Origin of the sequence: Streptomyces sp. NPDC017225 (assembly GCF_044331465.1) — a bacterium.
In the GTDB taxonomy this organism is placed as follows: Bacteria; Actinomycetota; Actinomycetes; order Streptomycetales; family Streptomycetaceae; genus Streptomyces.
In genome coordinates, this window is sequence record NZ_JBIRNE010000003.1 from 1,369 (window position 1) to 16,469 (window position 15,101).

A 15,101-nucleotide genomic window follows, 5' to 3' on the forward strand; every position below is an offset into this window, starting at 1 on the left:
GTTCCGTCGTGACGACCGCGGTGACCGTGGTGGTTTCCGGCGTGACGACAACCGCGGTGAGCGCGGCGGCTTCGGCCGGCGTGACGACAGTCGCGGTGGCGACCGCGGTGGGTTCCGTGGCCGGGACGACCGGGGCGGGCGACCCGGTGGTTTCCACGGGCGTGACGACCGGCACGGCGGTGGTGGCCGATTCCGCGAGGAGCGGGACCGGGACCGCGAGCCGATCAAGCGCCTGCCGATCCCCGAGGAGGTCACGGGCGACGAGATCGACAAGGACGTACGGCAGGAGCTGCAAAGCCTGCCCAAGACGCTCGCGGAGGACGTCGCCAGGAACCTGGTGATGGTCGCGCGGCTGCTCGACGAGGACCCGGAGGCGGCGTACGGCTACTCCAAGGTGGCCCTGCGTCTGGCGTCCCGCGTCGCCGCCGTACGGGAGGCGGGCGGGTTCGCCGCGTACGCCAACCAGAAGTACAGCGAGGCGCTGGCCGAGTTCCGGGCCGCGCGGCGGATGACCGGCTCTGTCGAGCTGTGGCCGGTGATGGCCGACTGCGAGCGCGGGCTCGGCCGGCCGGAGAAGGCGCTGGACATGGCGGGCGCCCCCGAGGTGCACAAGCTGGACAAGGCCGGTCAGGTCGAGATGCGGCTCGTCGCGGCCGGCGCCCGGCGGGACATGGGGCAACTGGAGGCGGCCATCGTGACGCTGCAGAGCCCCGAGCTGGCCTCCAACTCCGTGCAGCCCTGGACCCCCCGTCTGCGGTACGCCTACGCCGACGCGCTGCTGGCCGCCGGCCGGGAACGGGAGGCGCGGGAGTGGTTCGCCAAGGCCGTGGAGTCCGACCGGGACGGCAGCACGGACGCCTCCGACCGGCTCGCCGAGCTGGACGGCGTGGAGTTCATGGACGCCCTTGACGAGCATGAGGGTGACAGCGACGTAGCGAGCTCTTCCGCCGACGACGCGGACGAGAACGAGAACGAGAAGGCCGACGCCGACGGCGAGGGCGAGAAGGACTGACGTCCGTCACATGACGACGAAGGGGCGGGACCGGCACACGGTCCCGCCCCTTCGTCGTGCCGTGTCACAGGTCCAGCGCGCGCAGTACCAGGCCCGAGGCCGGCTTCGGGCCGAAGGACGTCGACTTGCGGGGCATCGTGACGCCCTGCTGGGCCAGCTCGCGGACGACCTCCTCGCGGACCGGGTGCATCAGTACGGCCGTACCGCCGTCGCGTTCCGCCTTCGCGACGGTCGCCGCCGTGTCGTGGATGTAGGAGATGTGGGCGGCGGAGTCGTCCGGGACGTGCCAGACGTGGGCGAGGAGCGTGGCGTGCAGGACCGTGGCGTCCAGGGTGCGCCAGGCCTCGGGCCGGTCGGTGGGGACCGTGCGTGCCAGCAGGCCGGGGTCCGGCCGGTCGACGAGGTGGAACGCGCCGTCACCGGCGAGCAGGAAGGCGTTGCTCGCCTCGGCTTCCCTCGCAAGGGCGTCCATGGAATCTGCCAGCGGCGTGTCGAGACGGCGGACACGGAAGTGGCCGTCCAGGGCGGACACGGCGTCGCGCACCGGGAGGTCGTGCAGCAGACGGTGGATGGCGCGGACACGCAGTGGGTAGCGGGCCGTGTCGACCAGGAGGACGAGGCCGTGGTCCCAGGGGCTGGGGGAGGGGTGCTCCGTGCGGAGCGTGCGGTAGGTCGCCCAGCGGTGGTGGCCGTCGGCGATGAGGGCCTGGTGCCGGGCCAGCTCGGACCGGACGCGGTCCAGCTCGGCGGGGTCGGTCACCGACCACAGGCGGTGGCGGAAGCCGTCCTCCGTGGTCGTCGCGAGAAGCGGCGGCCGCTCGGCGGTGCGTTCCACGAGAGTGCTCGTGGCCGTCGTGGCGCCGTCGCCGCGGTAGGTGAGGAGCAGGGGTTCGAGGTTCGCCGAGGTGGCACGCATGAGCGCCGCGCGGTCGGCGACGACGTGCGGCATGACGTCCTCGTGCGGCAGGACGACCTGCTCCGAGGGGTCCGACACGCGCAGGGCGCCGATGATGCCGCGTTGCAGCATGCCCGCGCCGTCGCGTTGTTCGTAGACGTACAGACCCGGTTCGGGATCGGCGGTCAGGACGCCCTCGGCCATCCAGCGCCGCAGGGTGCGGGCGGCCTGGTCGTTGCGCGCCTCGGGCGTGGCGGCCTGGGGCAGGATCAGACGGACGATGTTGTGCGGGTCGGCCGACTCGAGGTGGAGCAGGCCGTCGGGGCGGACCACGACGTCGTAGGGCGGGGACGTCACGGCGGCCAGGCCGCCAACCCGGTCCGGGTCGTAGCGGAGGCCTCGGAACGGGGTGAGTTCCAGGCCCCGGCGCGCCGTTGCTTCCGGGTGACCTGCAGTGTTCATCCCGGCATCGTACGTGTGTCAGTGGCATGGGGGATGATCGGGGGAAAGCCGTCGAACGAGGAGCGATGCCACATGAGCCGGAGCGTCAGGACGAGGCCCGAGGGCAGTGGGCGGGGCCTGAGCGAGGCGTACGACACGGCGCTGCTCGACCTGGACGGCGTGGTGTACGCCGGGGGAAAGGCGATCGCTCACGCGGTCGACTCGCTCACCACGGCACACGCGGGCGGCATGCGTCTGGCGTACGTCACGAACAACGCGCTCCGGACTCCCGAAACGGTGGCCGAGCACCTGACCGAGCTGGGCATACCGACGGGTGCCGACGACGTCATCACGTCGGCGCAGGCGGTGGCCCGGCTGATCGCCGAGCAGGTGCCGTCGGGCGCGCGGGTGCTGGTGATCGGCGGCGACGGGCTGCGGGTGGCGCTGCGCGAGCGCGGCCTGGAGCCGGTGGAGTCGGCGGAGGACGATCCGGCGGCGGTGGTGCAGGGGTTCGGCGGGCCGGAGCTGCCGTGGGGGCGATTCGCGGAGGCCTGTTACGCGATCGCGCGCGGCGTGCCCTGGTACGCCTCCAACACCGACCTGACGATCCCGGGCGCCCGGGGCATCGCACCGGGCAACGGGGCGGCGGTGGAGGTCGTACGGATCGCCACCGGCGCCGATCCGCAGGTCGCGGGGAAGCCGTTGCCTCCCATGCACCGCGAGACGATCCTGCGGACCGGCGCGCAGCGGCCGTTGGTGGTGGGCGACCGGCTGGACACGGACATCGAGGGCGCGTTCAACGGGGAGGTCGACTCGCTGCTCGTCCTGACCGGCGTGACCGACGGGGCACAGCTGCTGGCGGCGCCGCCGCGGCACCGGCCGACGTATGTCGACGCCGATCTGCGCGGGTTGCTCACCGCGCAACCGGAGGTCACGGGTGAAGGGGACGGGAGCGGAGGATTCCGCTGCGGCGGCTGGAAGGCCACGGCGGGCGAGGAGCGGCTGGAGCTGGAGGGAGACGGCGCGGCGCTCGACGGCCTGCGTGCGCTGTGCGCGGCGGCCTGGACGGCGGGCGGGGAGGCAGGGTGCGAGCTGGACCCGGGGAAGGCGTTGGCGCGACTGGGATTGTGAGCCACCGTGCGGGGAAGGTGCCCTGCCGCGGGCGGAGCGAGAGACGACCCCGAGGGCGCCCTCAGGACGTCGCCAGGGCGCCCCTAGGACATCCCCCAGGGCGTCCTTGGGACTGGGAAGATCCTTGGGATCGTGATCGATTGGCAGGGTAGGCTAACCTAACCGGGTGTTGGTCGACAGTCCCCCCGAACAGCGCGCGGAGACCGCCCCCGCGCCGCCCCCGAAGCGCCGCGTCCTACGTGCCGTCGGGCTGCCCGTCGCCGCGGCTGCCCTGGTGCTCATCGCGTTGACGAGCATCGCGATCGGCGCGAAGGACCTGTCTCTGGCACAGGTCTGGCACGGCCTGTTCCACGACTCGGGCACGTACGGCGACATCGTGGTGGGCGAGCGGCTGTCGCGGACCGTGCTCGGTCTGCTCGCCGGTGCCGCGCTCGGTCTCGCGGGAGCCGTGCTGCAGGCGCTCACCCGCAACCCGCTGGCCGATCCCGGGCTGCTCGGCATCAACGCGGGTGCCTCGGCGGCGGTCGTCACGGCCATCAGCTTCTTCGGCGTCACCTCGCTGACCGGGTACGTGTGGTTCGCCTTCGCGGGCGCGGCGGGGGTCGGCGCGCTGGTCTGGTTCCTGGGCGGCAGCCGGGGGGCCACGCCGGTACGGCTGGTGCTGGCTGGCACCGCGATCAGTGCCGCGCTCTTCGGCTACCTCCAGGCCGTGATGATCATGGACGACGCGGCGCTGGGCAGGATGCGTTTCTGGACGGTGGGGTCGCTCTCGTCGGCGACGAACGGCACCATCAAGGAGGTGCTCCCGTTCTTCGTGGCGGGCACTGTCCTGGCCCTCGCGCTCTCCCGGCCGCTGAACGCCATGGAGATGGGCGACGACACCGCCAGGGCGCTCGGCGCCAACCTGAACCGCACCCGGGCGCTGTCCATGCTCGCCGCGACCGTGCTGTGCGGGGCCGCGACCGCCGCCTGCGGGCCGATCGTGTTCGTCGGGCTGATGGTGCCGCACATCGTCCGCTCCTTCACCGGACCCGACATGCGCTGGATCCTGCCGTACGCGGCGATCCTGTCGCCCGTGCTGCTGCTGGGCGCGGACGTCCTCGGCCGGATCGTCGCCCGGCCCTCGGAGCTCCAGGTCGGCATCGTCACCGCGGTCCTGGGCGGGCCGGTCTTCATCTATCTCGTACGACGGCGGAGGACGGCCCAGCTGTGAAGAACGGGAAAACCGGGAAGGCCGTGAAGGCCACCCGAGCCGTGCGGAGCCCGGGCGGGCTCTCGTTCCGCCTCGACATCCGGACCGTGGCCGTCGTCGTCCTGCTGCTGGCCGTCGCGCTCGCCGCGAGCGTGGTGCTGATCGGCACCGGCGACTTCCCGATACGGGCAGGCGATGTGCTGAAGACCCTGGTCGGCGAGGGCAACGCGGGTCAGGAGTTCATCGTCAACGAACTGCGGCTGCCGCGGGTCCTGGTCGGACTGCTGGTCGGCGCCGCGCTCGGGGTGGGCGGTGCGCTGTTCCAGGCCATCTCGCGCAACCCGCTCGGCAGTCCGGACGTGCTCGGCCTCGGGCAGGGCGCGACGGCCGGCGCCCTCACGATGATCGTCCTGTTCTCCGGCAGCTCGGCCCAGGTCACCGTCGGTGCCCTCGTGGGCGGCCTGGTGACCGGCCTCGCCATCTATCTGCTCGCCTGGAAGCGAGGCGTGCACGGTTACCGACTGGTCCTGGTCGGTATCGGTATGTCCGCGATCGTCACGGCGGTCAACGGTTACCTGCTCACCCGGGCCGACATCGTCGACGCCTCCCGCGCCGTCGTGTGGATGACCGGTTCCCTCAACGGCCGCGACTGGGACCACGTCTGGCCCCTGCTCGCGCTGTGCGCCGTGCTCGTTCCGCTCGTTCTCACCAACGGGCGGGCGCTGCGGATGATGGAGATGGGCGACGACATCTCGTACGCCCTCGGAGTACGTGTCGAGCGCGTGCGGGCGCTGCTCATGGTGGCCGCCGTGCTGCTCACCGCCGCCGCCACGGCCGCCGCGGGGCCGGTCAGCTTCGTCGCGCTCACCGCGCCGCAGCTCGCCCGGCGCCTGACCCGTTCGCCGGGTCCCAACCTGCTGCCGTCCCTCTGCATGGGCGCCGCCCTGCTGGTCAGCGCCGACTGGATCTCGCAGCGGGCCTTCGGCGCCGACCAGTTGCCCGTCGGTGTGGTCACCGGCGTCCTCGGCGGCGTCTACCTGCTGTGGCTGCTGGTCACCGAGCGGAAGGCGGGCCGGATATGAGCGCCGGAACGGGTGTCCGCAGCGGGCTGAACAACCAAAGGAGCAACGTGAACCGCCTGACCGCCGAGAACGTCACCCTCGCCTACGACCAGCGTGTCATCGCGGAGAAGCTGTCGGTGGAGATACCCGACAACTCCTTCACCGTGATCGTCGGCCCGAACGCGTGCGGCAAGTCCACCCTGCTGCGGGCCCTGTCGCGGATGCTCAAGCCCACCCATGGCCGCGTGCTGCTGGACGGGTCGGTCATCCAGTCGATGCCCGCCAAGCATGTCGCGCGGACCCTGGGCCTGCTGCCGCAGTCGTCCATCGCGCCCGACGGCATCACCGTCGGCGACCTCGTCGGCCGGGGCCGCTACCCGCACCAGGGGATCCTGCGCCAGTGGTCGACCGAGGACGAGCGGGTCGTCCAGGAGTCGATGGCCCAGACCGGCATCTCCGACCTGGCCGAGCGCTACGTCGACGAGCTCTCCGGCGGTCAGCGCCAGCGCGTGTGGATCGCCATGGCGCTCGCCCAGCAGACCCCGCTGCTGCTGCTCGACGAGCCGACGACGTACCTGGACATCCAGCACCAGATCGACGTCCTCGACCTGTGCGCGGAACTCCACGAGGAGCAGGGCCGCACGCTCGTGGCCGTCCTGCACGACCTCAACCACGCCGCCCGCTACGCCACTCACCTCATCGCCCTGCGCGACGGCGAGATCATCGCCGAGGGCGCGCCGAAGGACATCGTCACGGCCGGACTCGTCGAGCGCGTCTTCGGGCTGCGCTGCCAGGTCATCGACGACCCGGAGACGGGTACGCCGCTGGTGGTGCCGGCCGCGCGCAAGGCACGGGGCGCGGGCGACTCCCGGCTCGAGAAAGCGGGCCGGCAGGCGGGTGAGAAGGTGTCGGCTACAGAAGCTTCCTGAGGCGGAAAAGGTCACGCAGGCCCGCCTCCAGCTTCACCCGGCCCGAACCCCAGGCCTTGGCGAAGTTCAGCTCGCCGTCGACCAGGGCCACCAGATCGTCGCCGGTCATCGCCAGCCTGATCTCGGCCTTCTCGCGCGGCGGCCCCTCGAGGGTCTCGCGTACGTCGATGCGGCCGTCCGCCATGCGTCCGGCGAAGGTCACGTCCAGGTCGGTGATGTGACAGCTCACCGAGCGGTCCAGCTCGGTGGCCGACCGCGCGTCCCCTTCGGCACCCCGCATGTTGTCCGAGAGCTTTTCGAGTGCGGCGCGGCACTCCTCAGTCGTCGCCATCGGGACCGACCGTACCCCAGCCGTACGCGGTAGCGTCGGGGCATGAGCGACCCCGTACCGGAGCCCCAGGAGGCACAGGAGGCGCGCCCGGCGTACGAGCCAGCCGCGCCCGCCCCCCTGGGCGTTCCACGCGCCCCCACCGGAAACGCCGAGGTGGACGCCCGGCTGGCGCGGCTGGCAGACGCCGACCACCTGGCCACGGACGGACATGTCGAGGTGTACGAGGATGTACACCGGGGGCTGCGTGACGCGCTCACCGCGCTCGACGCCCGCCCGGGACCTCCGGGGCCCCCACGACCCCTCGAAAACAGGAGCTGAACCGAACGTGGCAGGAGTCGCACGTCGCCGTCTCGACGCGGAGCTGGTCCGCCGCAAGCTGGCGCGTTCGCGTGAGCACGCCAGCCAGCTGATCGCCGCCGGGCGGGTCGCCGTCGGCAAGACCGTCGCGACCAAGCCCGCCACGCAGGTGGAGACCGCCGCCGCGATCGTCGTGACCACCGACGACAGCGACCCCGACTACGTCTCGCGCGGCGGCCACAAGCTGGCCGGCGCCCTGGCGGCGTTCGTCCCGCAGGGGCTCGTCGTCGAGGGGCGCCGGGCGCTGGACGCCGGCGCCTCCACCGGAGGTTTCACCGACGTACTGCTGCGGTCGGGCGCCGCGCACGTCGTGGCCGTCGACGTCGGATACGGACAACTCGCCTGGTCTCTCCAGCAGGATGAACGCGTCACCGTCAAGGACCGTACGAACGTACGCGAACTGACGCCGGAAGCGATCGACGGGGAGCCCGTGGACCTTGTCGTGGGGGATCTGTCCTTCATCCCGCTAGGACTGGTACTGCCCGCGCTGGTGCGGTGCGCACGGCCGGACGCCGATCTGGTGATGATGGTGAAGCCGCAGTTCGAGGTGGGCAAGGAGCGGCTGGGCAGCGGGGGAGTGGTACGCAGCGCGCAGCTGCGGGCCGAGGCCGTGCGGACAGTCGCCCAGAAGGCCTGGGAGCTGGGACTCGGAGTGGCGGGGGTCACCGCCAGTCCGCTGCCCGGTCCCTCCGGGAACGTCGAGTATTTTCTGTGGCTGCGGGCCGGCGCCGACGTACTGGACCCGGCCGACGTTGACCGTGCAGTGGCGGAGGGGCCGAGTTGACACAGAACCGAGAGCGTACTGTTTTCCTGCTCGCCCACACCGGGCGTCCCGCGGCCATCCGCAGCGCGGAGCTCGTGGTCAAGGGGCTGCTGCTCGCCGGGATCGGCGTGCGCGTCCTGGAGGCCGAGGCACGTGATCTGCCGCTGCCCGACGAGGTGGAGCTGGCCGGGGAGGCCACCACGCAGTGCCTCGACGGGTGCGAGCTGCTCATCGTGCTCGGCGGTGACGGGACGCTGCTGCGCGGCGCGGAGTTCGCCCGCGCCTCCGGGGTCCCGATGCTCGGCGTCAACCTCGGCCGGGTCGGTTTCCTCGCGGAGGCCGAGCGCGACGACCTCGACAAGGTCGTCGACCGGGTGGTGAACCGGGCGTACGAGGTCGAGGAGCGGATGACCGTCGACGTCGCCGTGCACCGCAACGGCGACATCGTGCACACCGACTGGGCGCTGAACGAGGCCGCCGTGCAGAAGGCCGGTGCCGAGAAGCTGCTCGAGGTCGTGCTGGAGATCGACGGCCGGCCGGTGACGGGATTCGGCTGCGACGGCATCGTGCTGTCGACGCCGACCGGGTCGACGGCGTACGCCTTCTCGGCCGGGGGGCCGGTGGTGTGGCCCGAGGTCGAGGCGCTGCTGATGGTGCCGATCAGCGCGCACGCGCTGTTCGCGAAGCCGCTGGTGACCTCGCCGGACTCGGTGCTCGCGGTGGAGGTGCTGCCGCACATTCCGCCGGGGGTGCTGTGGTGCGACGGGCGGCGGACGGTGGAGCTGCCGCCGGGGGCGCGGGTGGAGGTACGGCGGGGGGCGGTGCCGGTGCGGTTGGCGCGGCTGCACCACGCGTCGTTCACGGACCGGCTGGTGGCCAAGTTCGCGTTGCCGGTGTCCGGGTGGCGGGGGGCGCCGCACTAGCGGACTCGATGGGGTGGTTCGGTACCTCGCGGGCCGCGGGTGCGTCGTGGCTGGTCGCGCCCCGCGGCGCAGCCGCCATCAGCACAGTCCCGCACCCCTGAGGGCGTGCGCTCCCCGGGTGACACAGGCGGCCTGTGTGCGCTTCCCCGCTCGGACCTCGTATGGTCGTGTCCGTGCTTGAGGAGATGCGGATACGGTCGCTCGGAGTCATCGACGACGCCGTGGTCGAGCTGTCGCCCGGGTTCACCGCTGTCACCGGTGAGACGGGTGCCGGCAAGACGATGGTGGTCACCAGCCTGGGCCTGCTGCTGGGCGGACGCGCGGACGCGGCGCTCGTGCGGATCGGGGCGAAGAACGCGGTCGTCGAGGGACGGATCGCCGTGCCCGGGGACGCCGCGGTCGCCGTCCGGGCCGAGGAGGCCGGGGCCGAGCTGGACGACGGGGTGCTGCTGATCAGCCGTACCGTTTCCGCCGAGGGGCGGTCGCGCGCGCACCTGGGCGGGCGGTCGGTGCCCGTGGGGGTACTCGCCGAGCTGGCCGACGAACTGGTGGCCGTGCACGGGCAGACCGACCAGCAGGGCCTGCTCAAACTGTCCCGGCAGCGGCAGGCGCTGGACCGGTACGCGGGTGACGCGGTCGCCGGTCCGCTCGCCAAGTACGCCGGGGCCTACCGGCGGCTGCGGGCCGTCGCCACGGAGCTGGACGAGATCACCACGCGCGCGCGTGAGCGGGCCCAGGAGGCCGATCTGCTGCGCTACGGCCTCGACGAGGTCTCGGCGGTCGAGCCGCGCCCCGGCGAGGACGCCGAGCTGGCGGAGGAGGCGGAGCGGCTGGGCCACGCCGAGGCGCTCGCCTCGGCGGCCACGGCCGCTCACGCCGCCCTGGCGGGCAATCCGGAGGACCCCGAGAGCGTGGACGCGGCGACGCTCGTCGCGGGCGCTCAGCGGGCCCTGGACGCCGTGCGGTCGCACGACCCGGCGCTGGCCGCGCTCGCCGAGCGGATCGGCGAGGTCGGGATCCTGCTGCGCGACGTGGCCGGGGAGCTGGCGGGGTACGCCGACGACCTGGACGCCGACCCGCTGCGACTCTCGGCGGTCGAGGAGCGCCGGGCCGCGCTCACCGCGCTGACGCGGAAGTACGGCGAGGACGTCAGCGCCGTACTGAGCTGGGCCGAGCGGAGCGCCGCGCGGGTGACCGAGCTGGACGGCGACGACGAGCGGATCGGTGAGCTGACCGCCGAGCGGGACGCGCTCAGGGCGGAGCTGGGCGGGCTGGCGCAGGCACTGACGGACGCGCGCACGGAGGCTGCGGAGCGGTTCGCCGCCGCGGTGACCGCCGAGCTGGCCTCGCTCGCGATGCCCCACGCGCGCGTGTCGTTCGCGATCCGGCAGGCCGAGGATCCGGAGGGCGTGGAGGTCGGTGGACGCACGGTCGCGTACGGGCCGTCGGGCGCCGACGAGGTCGAGCTGCTGCTCGCCCCGCATCCGGGCACGCCGGCGCGACCGATCGCCAAGGGTGCGTCCGGCGGTGAGCTGTCGCGCGTGATGCTGGCCGTGGAGGTCGTGTTCGCGGGTACGGACCCGGTGCCGACGTACCTCTTCGACGAGGTCGACGCGGGTGTCGGCGGCAAGGCGGCGGTGGAGATCGGGCGGCGCCTGGCGCGGCTCGCGAAGAGCGCGCAGGTCGTGGTCGTCACGCATCTTCCGCAGGTGGCCGCGTTCGCCGACCGGCAGCTGCTGGTGGAGAAGACGAGCGACGGGTCGGTCACCCGGTCCGGCGTGAAGGTGCTGGAGGGCGAGGAACGGATCCGGGAGCTGTCCCGGATGCTGGCCGGCCAGGAGGACTCGGAGACGGCCCGGGCCCACGCGGAGGAACTGCTCGAGACGGCCAGGGCGGACGCGTAGGGGTCCGGTCCGGCCACGACACGGTGGCCGGAGCGGAACCGCCCGGCCCACCGGAACCGCCGCCCGGGCGGGCGCGACGCCGCGACGTTCGGTGCCGCCCCAGGTGCTCCGTGCGGGCCAGGCGCTTCGTGGGGGTCAGGTGCTCCGCGCGGCCCTTCGGCCGCCGACCAGGACGGCGGGGGCCCAGGCTGCTTGCGCGTGCCGGCGGCTCGGCGCTCCGCGGCGGGCCGCGATCGGTGGGCCCAGCGGGTTCCTCGGCGGTGCGGTGCCGTGCGGGCGTCCGGTGTAATGCCGTGCGGGCGTTCGGGGGAGGGCACTCGCCGGGGTCCCGTAGGGTGGCCCGATGATCGAGCGCGCCCGACGGACCGGCACCTCCTTCGTCCTCGCCGCCGCCCTCGCGCGGACCGGCCTGACCGCGCTGCGCGCCACGGCGCCGGGCCGCCGGGACCGCTGGGAGCGCGAGAACCAAGCCGGACGGACCGTGGACCTCTGCGCCGGACCCGCGTGCGCCGTGGCGGTGGCGGTGGGGACGGCGCGGGTACGGCCCGCCGCCGGCTTCGCCGTGCTCGCCGCCGGTGTCTGCGGGGCCTACGACGACGCGGTGGGCGCCGGGGATCCCCGGCGCGGGTTCCGGGCGCATCTGTCGGCACTGCGCAACGGTGAGGTCACCAGCGGGGCGGTGAAGCTGCTCGGCATCTCCGCGGCCGGGCTCGCCGCCGGCGCGGTGCTGAAGGAACGGCCGCTGGACAAGGTGCTCGCGGGCGTCGTCATCGCCGGGGCCGCGCATCTCGTCAACCTCGTGGACGTACGCCCGGGTCGGGCGGGTGTGTCGGTCCTCGCGCTCGGGGCTCCGGGGCTGCTGCGCGGGGGCCCCGGAGCGGAGGCGGCGGCCGCCGCCATGGGGTCCGCGTCGGCCGTACTGCCCGACGACCTCGCCGGGCGCACGATGCTCGGTGACACGGGAGCGCACGCACTGGGCGCGGCCCTCGGCGTCGCGGTGGTGGCCGGGAACGGCCGGGTGGGGCTCGCCGCGCACACTGTGGCACTCGTGGCCGCGGCGGTGTACGGGGAGAAGGTGAGCGAGGCGGCACGATCACTCGTGTGAGTGAACTGGCCCTGTCCCGTTGCCCGACGGCCCCCTTTCGTGAGGGTCATCGTTCCCGGAACACCCGTACGGCCTGGCATCCTTGACGGAGCAGCACGCCGGAAACCGCGCGGCGCGCCCTCTCCGCACCATCCTTCTGTACGTTCTTCGTGACCGTCCCCCGCCGAACCAGGAGTCCCCGGCCACGTGACCCCCGTGAGCAGCCACTCGCCGCACGGCCAGTCGCCGCTGCGCACCGTACAGGTGCTGGGCGGCGGCAACGCCGGCAGCAGCGCGCACGTGCGCTCCCTGGCCGCGGGGCTCGTCGCACGGGGCGTGAAGGTGACGGTGTGCGCCCCCTCCGATGCGGAACGCACCTACGACTTCACGGGTGCCGGAGCAGGCCACGTGCACGTGCCGCGCAGCAGTGATCCCGTCTCCGTGGCCGCGCTGCGCGCGGTGTGCACGGACGCCGACCTGGTGCACGCGCACGGGCTGCACGCCTCCTTCCGCGCCGCGCTGGCCCTCGGCGGACGGCGGGTCCGCACTCCGCTCGTCGTCACCTGGCACGACCGGGTCCACGCCGAAGGAGCGCGCGCCCAACTGCTGCGCGTGCTGGAGCGACGGGTGATGAAGGCCGCCACCGTGGTGCTCGGCGCCACCTCCGAACTGGTCGACCGGGCACGGCGGACCGGCGCGCGGGACGCCCGGCTCGGCCCCGTCGCGCTCCCCGCCCGACCGTGCCGACCGGCCGAGCCCGACGACCCGGACCCGCGCCGCCCCAAGATCCGGGCCGAACTCGGCGCCATCGCCCGCCCGTTGCTGATCTCGGTCGGTTCCCTGGAGCGGCACCGGGGGTACGACGTCCTGCTCGACGCCGCGCGCGCGTGGCGCCGCCTCGACCCGGTCCCCCTGGTCGTCGTCGCCGGGGAGGGCCCCCTGCGCGGGGAGTTGCAGCGACGGATCGAGGACGAGGAGCTGCCGGTGGTGCTCATCGGCAGCCGTGACGACATCACCGACCTGCTGGGGGCGGCCGACCTGGCCCTGCTGCCCGCTCGCCGGGAGGCGCGCTCCGTCCTCGCCCAGGAGGCCCTGCACGCACGCGTGCCGCTCGTCGCGAGCGAGGTGGGCGGCGTTCCCGAACTCGTCGGCGGCGCCGCCGAACTGGTCCCGCCGGGGGACGCGGAGGCACTCGCCGACGCCGTCGTCCGGCTGCTCGACGACCCCGGACGGCGCGACAGGCTGCGGGACGAGGGCGTACGGCAGGCGGCCACCTGGCCGACCGAGGACGAGACCGTCGCCCAGGTCCTCAGTGTCTACGACGAGTTGACGCAGCCCACGCCGCTGCTCTGAGCGCGCTGCTCCGGCGTGCTCTTCTCACGGCACGTGGCGGCGCGCCCGCAGGGCCAGGCTCAACGCCAGGACGGTCTGCGGATCGTCGAGATCCGTGCCCAGCAACTCCCCGATCCTCGCCAGCCGGTTGTACAGCGTCTGCCGGTTGAGGTGGAGTTCGCGCGCCGTCTCCGCCTTGCGGCCCGCGTGCGCCAGATACGTCTGGAGGGTGGGGAGCAGAGAGGGCTTGGAGCGGTGGTCGTGGTCGCGCAGGGGGCCGATCGCCCGGTCCACGAAGGCCGCGAGATCCGGATGGTCGCGCAGCCGCCACAGCAGCAGGTCGATGTCGAGACGCCGGGCGTCGTACCAGGGCCGGTCGGTGAGGCCCTGGGCCGCGGTCGCCGTCTCCGCCGCGTGTCTGAGGCCCGCCGACGCCGCCGCCCAGCCGCCGGCCACCCCGACGACCACGACGGGCGGCTGCGCCCCCGGCTGTCGCATGCCGGCCCGCTCCGCGCCCGCCCGCAGTGCCGCCGCGACCCGGTCCGCGACCGCGGCCCGCTCCGACTCCGTACGCAGGCCCAGCAAGAGCGGCACCCGCCCCTCCACCGGCCGTACGCCCAGCAGGACGGGCACCCCGACCGACGCGAGCTCCTCGGCGACCGCGCGCGCCAGCACCGCCCAGCCGCCGCCGGCGGGGGACAGGGCGTCACCGAGGCGCATCACCACGGGGAGCAGCGGGCTGCCGCCCGGCTTGAAGCCCAGGACGCGGGCCTGCGCCGGGGCGTCCTGCGCCGTGATCCGGCCCTCGGCGAGATCGGTGAGGAAGTCGCCGCGCCCACGCGCCGCCAGTTCCTCCTCCTGCCGTGCCTGCATCAGCACCACGGCGAGGATGCCGGCCGCCCGCTCCGCCGCCATCCGGTGCACCGGCGCGAGCGGGGACCGTACGGGCAGCAGGACGAGCCGTGCGCGTACCGACCCGGCGCCCGGGCCGCCGCCGGGCACGTCCACCAGGACCGAGCCCGCCGGCGGCGGGGCGTCCTTGTGCGGGCCGCGCAGCCCTTCCCACACCTGGAGCGGGTCCGCGCCCTGGGGGCCGGAGCCGGCGGCGTACAGCAGGCGGCCGTCGGTGGTCTCCAGGAAGACCGGGTTGTCGCCGAAGTCGGCCAGGATGCCGAGCACCTGGGGCACCCCGCCGCCGCCGAGGAGAGCCTCCGTGCAGCGGCGGTGCACCTCCTCGGCCCGCTGGAGCAGCGCGTAGTGGCCGTTGACGATCTCGGTGTGGATCTCCTCGGTGACCGTCACGAACGGCACCTCGCGGTGCAGCTGGACCAGGGGCAGTCCGGCCGCGCGGGCCGTGTCCACGAGGGCCGCGGGAAGTCTCGCGAAACGCGGGCCGAGTTCCATGACGAGGGCCGCGATGCCGCGCTCGGCGAGGGTGCGGACGAACGCGCGCTGTTCGGCGGGGCGGGTGCCGAGGCCGTAGCCCGTGGTGAGGAGGAGTTCGCCGCCCTTGAGGAGGGAGGCGATGTTGGGGACCTCGCCGGCGTGCACCCAGCGCACGGTGCGGTGCAGGCGGTCGGCGCCGGCGAGGATCTCCGGCAGGCCGCTGCGGAGGCCGGGGAGCTCCAGGGCGCGCTGCACGGTGATCCCCGAGGGTGGGGGTGCGCTGGGGGTGGTCATGCAGCGGACGGTACCCGCGGGGTGGGGGCGGGGGGGGGGGGGGGGGGGGGGCGCCCCCCCCCCCCC

Annotated in this window: 14 protein-coding genes; 11 read left to right on the forward strand and 3 right to left on the reverse strand. The window is 73.8% G+C overall.

The genetic code is table 11. From position 1 onward, the window contains the following. The first annotated feature begins 232 nt into the window (after window positions 1–232). Entirely contained in the window at window positions 233–1,012 is a 780-nt protein-coding gene (locus ACH4NX_RS07260; RefSeq protein WP_351402332.1) for a hypothetical protein, read from the forward strand. 64 nt (window positions 1,013–1,076) lie between these two features. On the opposite strand, the gene ACH4NX_RS07265 is transcribed toward ACH4NX_RS07260, so the two are convergent. Beyond that, window positions 1,077–2,369, reverse strand: a complete 1,293-nt coding sequence (locus ACH4NX_RS07265; protein ID WP_398127822.1) for a DUF1015 domain-containing protein — start codon at window positions 2,367–2,369, stop codon at window positions 1,077–1,079. Window positions 2,370–2,441: 72 nt separating this feature from the next. On the opposite strand from ACH4NX_RS07265, the gene ACH4NX_RS07270 reads away from it, so the two are divergent. The 4 genes from ACH4NX_RS07270 to ACH4NX_RS07285 all read left to right on the forward strand — a co-directional run bounded on the left by ACH4NX_RS07270 (window position 2,442) and on the right by ACH4NX_RS07285 (window position 6,661). After that, on the forward strand, window positions 2,442–3,479 hold the full coding sequence (locus ACH4NX_RS07270; protein ID WP_398127823.1) for an HAD-IIA family hydrolase: 1,038 nt from the start codon (window positions 2,442–2,444) through the stop codon (window positions 3,477–3,479). Between the two features lie 166 nt (window positions 3,480–3,645). After that, the gene (locus tag ACH4NX_RS07275) at window positions 3,646–4,692 is read left to right on the forward strand and encodes an iron chelate uptake ABC transporter family permease subunit (RefSeq protein ID WP_351402311.1); all 1,047 of its coding nucleotides are present in this window, start codon (window positions 3,646–3,648) and stop codon (window positions 4,690–4,692) included. Continuing rightward, on the forward strand, window positions 4,689–5,753 hold the full coding sequence (locus tag ACH4NX_RS07280; RefSeq protein WP_398127824.1) for a FecCD family ABC transporter permease: 1,065 nt from the start codon (window positions 4,689–4,691) through the stop codon (window positions 5,751–5,753). Before ACH4NX_RS07275 ends, ACH4NX_RS07280 begins: the two co-directional genes overlap by 4 nt. Beyond that, window positions 5,750–6,661, forward strand: a complete 912-nt coding sequence (locus ACH4NX_RS07285; protein WP_398127825.1) for an ABC transporter ATP-binding protein — start codon at window positions 5,750–5,752, stop codon at window positions 6,659–6,661. The genes ACH4NX_RS07280 and ACH4NX_RS07285 overlap by 4 nt, the downstream gene beginning before the upstream one ends. Here ACH4NX_RS07285 and ACH4NX_RS07290 read toward each other — a convergent pair. Further along, a complete protein-coding gene (locus tag ACH4NX_RS07290; RefSeq protein ID WP_351402315.1) occupies window positions 6,645–6,992 on the reverse strand; it encodes an SCP2 sterol-binding domain-containing protein in 348 nt (115 codons plus the stop codon). The two genes, ACH4NX_RS07285 and ACH4NX_RS07290, sit on opposite strands and share 17 nt — an antisense overlap. Window positions 6,993–7,034: 42 nt before the next feature. Between ACH4NX_RS07290 and ACH4NX_RS07295 the strand changes: the two genes are divergently transcribed. The 6 genes from ACH4NX_RS07295 to ACH4NX_RS07320 all read left to right on the forward strand — a co-directional run bounded on the left by ACH4NX_RS07295 (window position 7,035) and on the right by ACH4NX_RS07320 (window position 13,376). Beyond that, window positions 7,035–7,310 carry a hypothetical protein gene (locus ACH4NX_RS07295; RefSeq protein WP_351402317.1) on the forward strand — a complete coding sequence of 92 codons (276 nt, stop codon included), beginning with the start codon at window positions 7,035–7,037 and terminating at the stop codon, window positions 7,308–7,310. Between the two features lie 7 nt (window positions 7,311–7,317). After that, window positions 7,318–8,133 (forward strand): hemolysin, encoded by an 816-nt coding sequence (locus tag ACH4NX_RS07300; protein WP_351402319.1) that lies wholly within the window; start codon window positions 7,318–7,320, stop codon window positions 8,131–8,133. Beyond that, window positions 8,130–9,035 carry an NAD kinase gene (locus ACH4NX_RS07305; protein WP_398127826.1) on the forward strand — a complete coding sequence of 302 codons (906 nt, stop codon included), beginning with the start codon at window positions 8,130–8,132 and terminating at the stop codon, window positions 9,033–9,035. Before ACH4NX_RS07300 ends, ACH4NX_RS07305 begins: the two co-directional genes overlap by 4 nt. Before the next feature lie 161 nt (window positions 9,036–9,196). Then, a complete protein-coding gene (gene recN, locus ACH4NX_RS07310; protein ID WP_351402323.1) occupies window positions 9,197–10,939 on the forward strand; it encodes a DNA repair protein RecN in 1,743 nt (580 codons plus the stop codon). Between the two features lie 343 nt (window positions 10,940–11,282). Next, on the forward strand, window positions 11,283–12,044 hold the full coding sequence (locus ACH4NX_RS07315) for a hypothetical protein (RefSeq protein WP_398127827.1): 762 nt from the start codon (window positions 11,283–11,285) through the stop codon (window positions 12,042–12,044). A 186-nt stretch (window positions 12,045–12,230) separates the two neighbouring features. Next, a complete protein-coding gene (locus ACH4NX_RS07320) occupies window positions 12,231–13,376 on the forward strand; it encodes a glycosyltransferase family 4 protein (protein WP_398127828.1) in 1,146 nt (381 codons plus the stop codon). Between the two features lie 24 nt (window positions 13,377–13,400). Here the strand turns inward: ACH4NX_RS07320 and ACH4NX_RS07325 are convergent, their stop codons facing one another. Continuing rightward, complete coding sequence (locus ACH4NX_RS07325; RefSeq protein WP_351402330.1) at window positions 13,401–15,035, reverse strand: PucR family transcriptional regulator; 1,635 nt, start codon at window positions 15,033–15,035, stop codon at window positions 13,401–13,403. Between the last annotated feature and the right edge of the window lie 66 nt (window positions 15,036–15,101).